We start from the raw sequence: 6,271 nt of genomic DNA, 5'->3' as shown, positions 1-6,271 counted from the left end.
GCATCTCGCAGTGGTCTTGCAAGCTCATCCTTGAACTTAGTGCAGATCGCCATACCGGGGTCGAAACCTGGCTGGTCGCGCTGCGCCATCAGGTGTGCGCACGCGTTGTTTGCATGACAGGTATATTGCTCGGTTGGACGGCAGGCTCCGGGATCACGGGTGCGCCGTCAAACCATTGGAGACGACATGAAGCAAGACGCCTTACGCTGGACACCGCTGGCCGCAGCCCTTTCGGCCGCCTTTGCCTGCTGGCCGCTGCTTGCGGCGGCGGACGAACCGGCCAGCGCCCCCAGCGTCGTGGTGGTCAGCGCGACCCGCGCCGAACACACGAGTTTCGACCTGCCGGCCTCGATCGATGTGGTCGACGCCGCATCGATCCGCGACACGCAGCCGCGCGTGAACGCGTCCGAGGCCCTGGCGGCAGTGCCGGGCCTGGTCGCGCGCGACCGCCAGAACTACGCCCAGGACCTGCAGATCTCCTCGCGCGGCTTCGGCGCGCGCTCGGCCTTCGGCGTGCGCGGCGTGCGTCTGGTCGCGGACGGCATCCCGGCCACCATGCCCGATGGCCAGGGCCAGGCCGCCACCTTCAACCTCGACATGGCCGAGCGCATCGAAGTGCTGCGCGGTCCCTTCTCCGCCTTGTACGGCAACCACTCGGGCGGCGTGGTGCAGCTGTTCACGCGCGATCCACAAGGCGCGCCGGCAATCGAGGCGAGCTTCGCGGCCGGCAGCGATGGCTTGCGCAAGCTCGATGTCAATGCCGGCGGCCGCAGCGGCGGCATCGGCTACCTGCTGGACGCTTCGCGCTTCGAGACCGACGGCTACCGCGACCACAGCGCCGCGACGCGCGATCAGGCCTACGCCAAGCTGGTCGTCGAACCGTCCACCAGCAGCCGCCTGACCGTCACCGCCAGCGGCCTGCGCCAGGACGACACACAAGACCCGCTCGGCGTCACCTGGACGAGCTACCAGACCGACCGGCGCGCAGGCGAGATCGACACCACCGATCCCCAGACGCCGCGCCGCAGCTTCGCCGAGCGCTACGACACCCGCAAGAGCATCGACCACCAGCAGGCCGGTCTCGCCTGGGAAAGCCGCTTCGGGCCGGACCGCCTGCAGTTGACCGCTTGGGGAGGCAACCGCCGCGTGATCCAGTACCAGTCCTTCTCGCGCGGCTTCCAGGCTCCAAGCAGCCACTCGGGCGGCGTGATCGACTTCGACCGCGATTTTTACGGCGTGGATGCGAACTGGCGCGTCGTACGCGAACTGGCCGGCGGCACGGTGCGCGCCACCCTTGGCCTGGAGTTCGCGCGTTCGCGCGACGCGCGCCAGGGCTTCGAGAACTTTGTCGGCAATACCTTCGGCCTCAAGGGCAATCTGCGCCGCGACGAACAGAACGATGTCGAGAATGTCGACCCGTATGTGCAGGTGCAATGGGAGCGCGGCCCCTGGGTCGTGAGCGGCGGCCTGCGCCACAGCCGCGTGAAGTTCGACGTGCGCGACCGCTTCCTGTCCAACGGCGACGACAGCGGCGGCGTCGACTACCGTCACACGACGCCGCTGGCGGGCGTGCTGTACAAGGTCTCCCCTGCCTTGAACGTGTACGCCAGCGCGGCGCGCGGCTTCGAGACGCCGACCCTGAACGAGTCCTTCTATTCCGGCGCCGGCGCTGGCTTCAACTTCGGCCTGGCGCCGGCGGTTGGCACCCACCTCGAGGCGGGCCTGAAAGCCATGCCAATCGAAGGCCTAAGGATGAATGCCGCCTTGTTCCAGGTACGCACCAAGGACGAGCTGGTGGTCGACAGCTCATCGGGCGGGCGCACCAGCTACCGCAATGCGAGCGCCACCCTGCGCCAGGGCGCCGAACTGTCGCTCGACGCCGAGCTGGGCGCCGGCTGGAGTGCGCGCATGGCCTTGAGCGCCCTGCATGCCATCTACGACGAAGGTTTCGGCGCAGTGCCTAGAGGCAGCCGCCTGCCGGGCATTCCGAAGACCAGCTTCTACGGTGAATTCGGCTGGAAGGATGCGGCGGACCGCTTCGGCGCAGCGCTCGAGACCATCGCCAACAGCCGTGTCTATGCGGACGACGCCAACGCCGCCACGCCGGCGCCCGGCTACGGCATCGTGAACGCCCGGGTCCAGGCCAGCCAGCAGGCGGGAGGATGGAAGCTGAAGCAGTTCGCACGCCTGAACAACCTGTTCGACCGCGAGTATGTAGGCTCGGTCATCGTCGGCGAGAGTAACCGCCGCTATTACGAAGCGGCGCCAGGGCGCAACTGGATACTGGGTGTGAGCGCCCAGTACCAGTTCTAGAACCAATACGGCTTACGGCAGATTCACTTGTCCGGAAGCGCCACGTTCGGGTACAGCTTGCGCAGGGCCGCCGTCACGGCGGGAACGAGCACCGCTTCGACTTCGCGCGTCGCCGCGCCCAGGTCGGGCGCGGCGCGCACCGCCTGCCACAGGCGTACCTGGTCGACGGCGGCTAGTGCGCCTTCGGCTTCCGCCTGCCAAAATGGCGGCGCCTCGCTCTCGACATAGTTGCCGCGGCCGCGGCCGAAGTGGGCCACCGCGAGATAGCGCAGGATCGCGCCGACCAGCAGCGTCTGCAGGAAGGGATCGGCGAACTGCACGCTGGCGCGGTCGCGGTCCTGCCGCTGGTTGAAGCCCCAGGCGGCGCCGGCCATCGTCAGGCCGCCGACGATGGCGCCCAGCAGCGCGCCGGCGCCCATGGTCAGGCCCCCCGCCATGGCGTCCGCCGACAGGCCGGTAGCGGCGCCGGAGACGACGGCGCCCAGCAGGCCGGCCTGTGCCTTGTCCACCGGCGCGCGCACGGCGAAGTTTTCGCGCACGCGGGCGTTGATGGTCAGCGCCTGGCCTGGATCGATGCGGTGCAGCGACAGCATGCGCGCGGTGGCGTGATTGATGCCGTCCTCGAGGCGCGCCACCAGGGCCGCCATCGCCAGCTCCTGCCGGCGCTGTTCGTCCTTGTCGATGCCGACCGCCTTGAGAGCGCTGCGCAGCATGCCGCGCTCCGTCTGCGGCAGGGGCTCGCTGTCGCGCGCCGCGGCGGCCAGCTGTTCGGCGCTGGTATGCAGGGCATTACTGAAACGCTCGCGGTTGCGCGCGGTCCATGCGGCCAGCAGGCGCGCATAGCCAGGCTGTCGGGCTGGCGCGATCAATGGCGTCAACGCTTCGTAGAACACGTGCTCGTGCACCCAGCAGCGGGCGAAGGCGTCGAGCGGAAGCACCTCCTTCACGACAGGATACTGGGCCAGGTACTGCTTCCAGCGCTGCTGCTCGCCCTGCTCCTGCGCGCCCGTACGCGGCGGCCCCATCTGGTTGAGCAGCACGACCACCGGCTTGCCGAGCCATTCCAGGATCTTCATCTCGGCCGGCAAATAGCCGGCGTCCTGGGGCGACTCGGACGAGTTGACCAGATAGAGCACGACGTCCGCCTCGTCGCGCGCGGCGCGCAAGGCCTGCTGGCTGAGCCAGAATGGACGGTCGCGGTAGCGGTCGAAGACTTCGCGCAGCAGCCAGCCGATCGGATTGCCGGCCATGGCCAGGCGCTTGAGCAGACGCACCGAATCGCCGAAGCCGGGCGTGTCCCACAGCACGAGCTGGTCGCCCGCCTCGCTTTCGACCAGAGGGTGGGCCTCGGCGAATTCCGTGACGTGGGCGGCGTCGCGCACTTCGCCGACATCCATGCCGACCAGGGTGCGCGCCAGGGTCGTCTTGCCGTTGTTCGTATGCGAGACGAGCGCGAACTGGATGTTCACCGGCTCGCTCATCGCAGCTCCGGCAGCTTGAGACCCGCGCCGAATTCGAGCGGATGCTTGTCGGGCTGGAGCAGGTTGACCACATGGGCGGGCGCACCGTGGAAGCTGCAGAACTGGCGCCATAGAGCGCTGCGCTCGAGGACCCGCGCTTCGCTGCCGGGCTGCTCGCCGATGCGCTCGACAAAGGCCGATTCGTCGAGCAGGACGGCGACGCCGCGCGGGACGCGCTTGGACAGGTAGTCCAGGAAAGCGCCGTGGTTTTCCTTTTCCGGTGTCGCCGCGAGGCTGAACAGCACTGCGGTAACGGTCACGCCGCCTTCATCCAGCACGGTGTCGCGCAGCGCATCCTTCGGCTCCACGCCATAACCGGCCGTCGGGCGCAGCTGCACGCGCGCCTGCCCGCCGAGGGTGGAGGCGGCGAGCGCCCACAGGCCGCGGTCGCGCGCTTCGTCGAGCGTGTAGCTGTAGGGGATCACGCGCAGCAGCGCGGGAGCGCCGGCGCCGATGCTGTCGGCCAGCTTGCGGAAATAAGGCTGGTCCAGGTCGAGCGGGAAGCGCCGCTTCAATCGTCCGGCGCGCATGCCGGCAAAGATGGCCAGGACCAGACGCGGGAGCACGACCAGCAGCAGGAGGGTCGCGGCGTACAGATGGACCCAGCGCTCGCCGCCGGCGATCGTGCCGCCACTGCCGAAGCGCAGCTGTTCGATCTCGGCCAGCGAGAATCCCTGCAGGAAGGGAAAGACATTCATCGCCGGCAGGAACAGCCAGGACAACAGGGTGTGCACCTGGCGCCCATCGAGGAAGGTGCTTTCCCAACCCGTGACGTATTGCGTCAGCATGCCGCGCGCGTAGAGCGAGGCGATGGCGCCGAGCGCGAAGCCGGCCGCGGCGAGGTGGAAGCTCCGCGCCAGGCGTGCGCGCGTGAGGGGTTCGCTCAGCACCGCCCAGTCGGCAAGGTAGTGGGCGACGCCGTCGCCCAGGGCGGACGGGAGCTTGCGCGGGACGGCGGCCTTGCCGACGCTGAGGCGGTGCAGCAAGGGGCTGCCGGTCTTGCGCTTGCGCGGGATGACGGCCCATACCAGCATCCCCAGGTAGACCAGCAGGTTCCAGGCGATGATCAGGAGCAGCGGCGCGGACAGGAGGTCGACGCGGTGCGGATCGGCGATGCGGTCGAGCGCGGCGCCGGTGAGGAAGGCGATGAAGGGAAGCGCGGCCCAGATGCCGGTCATGCCCGGCCGCCGGCGTACGAAGGCGGCAAAGGCGGGAGTGCGCTCGCTCAGGCGCTTGATGATCTGCTCGGCGCGCTGCTGCAGGAAATGATGCTGGGTCACCGCGGTCTTGCTGTCGGATGCCTGCCAGGCGGCCAGCTCGCGCGCGCTGCGGGTGGCGTACTTGCGGTCATCGTCGCTCAGCACGGTGTGGGCAACGTCGGCGGTTTCGATGGCGCGCACCAGCACGACATTGCGTGCGACCTGTTCGTTCATGCTTTCCCTGTGGATGAATTGACAATGCGGTGAGTGCATTGTGCCTCAGTTTGAGCGGTCCGGCAGGCCGGGAACGTGCGTCCCCGCTTCGTGAACGCGATTGTCCAGCGCAGGAAACAAAAAACCCGGGATGGTCCCGGGTTCGGATCATGCGCTGCCTGGTCAGCTGCGCGAGCCCTTGCGGCTTCGCTTGCTGCCGTAGTCGGAGGCCGGCTGATTCACATTGTTCTGGGGGATGGCTTCGGCACTGGACTGGCGCGACCCGGAGCTGCCGAGCGAGGACTGCTGGGAACCGCCGGGCTGGTTCTGCTCAATGCCGGTGGCTTCCTGCAGTTGGCCAAGGCGATCCTGCTCGCCGCGCGCCTGCATCCGCTGCGCCTGCTGGCGCGCGCTCCAGGCGCCATGCTGGGTTCCGACGCCGTTACGGCTGCCGTTGTTCAGGTCGGACTGCATCGATCCCATGCTCGCTTTGGGGAAAGGCGTGTCGGGCCCGCCCGGCATGACGTAGCCAGGCGCCCTGCTCTGCAGGCTGCCCTCGGCGACGGTCACGACTTTCGGCTTGTGGATGCCGCGGGCGCGGTTGTCACCGCCTTTGACCTTCTCTTTCGATTTCATGATCGCTCCTCTGCTTGCTCAACGAATGGATCGATCATGCGCGCAGCCGTCTCAGGTCTGTATAGGAGAAGGTTTCGCGGGCGTGTAGGAATGTCCGCACGCTCTGTTGAGAGAGCGGGACGGTAAGCGATTGCGGCTATACGGCCCATGTTTATGAGAGCGTGTTAGCGGTAGGTGTGCGTATGAACGCTTGGTTCGCGAACGCGGGTTGAACTTGGGTTCCGGCCTTCGACGGTTTTGAAGTTGAAGGTCGATACCCTGTGGCGAATAGCTCCCGATGCCTCAGCACGTCATCCCGGCGAAGGCCGGGATCCAAGTTCGTCGCGTATCGCTGCGTCATTTCGGCCGCCCAAAGCAAAAAACCCCACCAGATTCATCTGGTGGGGTTCT

4 protein-coding genes are annotated in these 6,271 nt (G+C 67.8%); 1 reads left to right on the top strand and 3 read right to left on the bottom strand.

The features are described 5' to 3' along the window. Positions 1 to 186 precede the first annotated feature (186 nt). The gene (locus KBW98_RS23410; protein ID WP_211522577.1) at positions 187 to 2,313 is read left to right on the top strand and encodes a TonB-dependent receptor; all 2,127 of its coding nucleotides are present in this window, start codon (positions 187 to 189) and stop codon (positions 2,311 to 2,313) included. A gap of 23 nt (positions 2,314 to 2,336) precedes the next feature. Here the strand turns inward: KBW98_RS23410 and KBW98_RS23405 are convergent, their stop codons facing one another. From KBW98_RS23405 to KBW98_RS23395, 3 genes are all read right to left on the bottom strand, one after another. Further along, positions 2,337 to 3,794: a DUF3482 domain-containing protein gene (locus KBW98_RS23405; RefSeq protein ID WP_211522576.1), complete on the bottom strand. Its 1,458-nt coding sequence runs from the start codon at positions 3,792 to 3,794 to the stop codon at positions 2,337 to 2,339. Next, a complete protein-coding gene (locus KBW98_RS23400) occupies positions 3,791 to 5,266 on the bottom strand; it encodes a DUF2868 domain-containing protein (RefSeq protein ID WP_211522575.1) in 1,476 nt (491 codons plus the stop codon). Before KBW98_RS23400 ends, KBW98_RS23405 begins: the two co-directional genes overlap by 4 nt. Positions 5,267 to 5,428: 162 nt before the next feature. Next, positions 5,429 to 5,881, bottom strand: coding sequence for a hypothetical protein (locus KBW98_RS23395; protein WP_211522574.1), 453 nt, complete (start codon positions 5,879 to 5,881; stop codon positions 5,429 to 5,431). Positions 5,882 to 6,271: the final 390 nt, after the last annotated feature.

This window comes from Massilia sp. ST3 (assembly GCF_018119405.1).
In the GTDB taxonomy this organism is placed as follows: domain Bacteria; phylum Pseudomonadota; class Gammaproteobacteria; order Burkholderiales; family Burkholderiaceae_D; genus Telluria.
The sequence above is the reverse complement of the archived record's forward strand: the minus strand, read 5'-3'. Positions and strand labels throughout refer to the sequence as shown.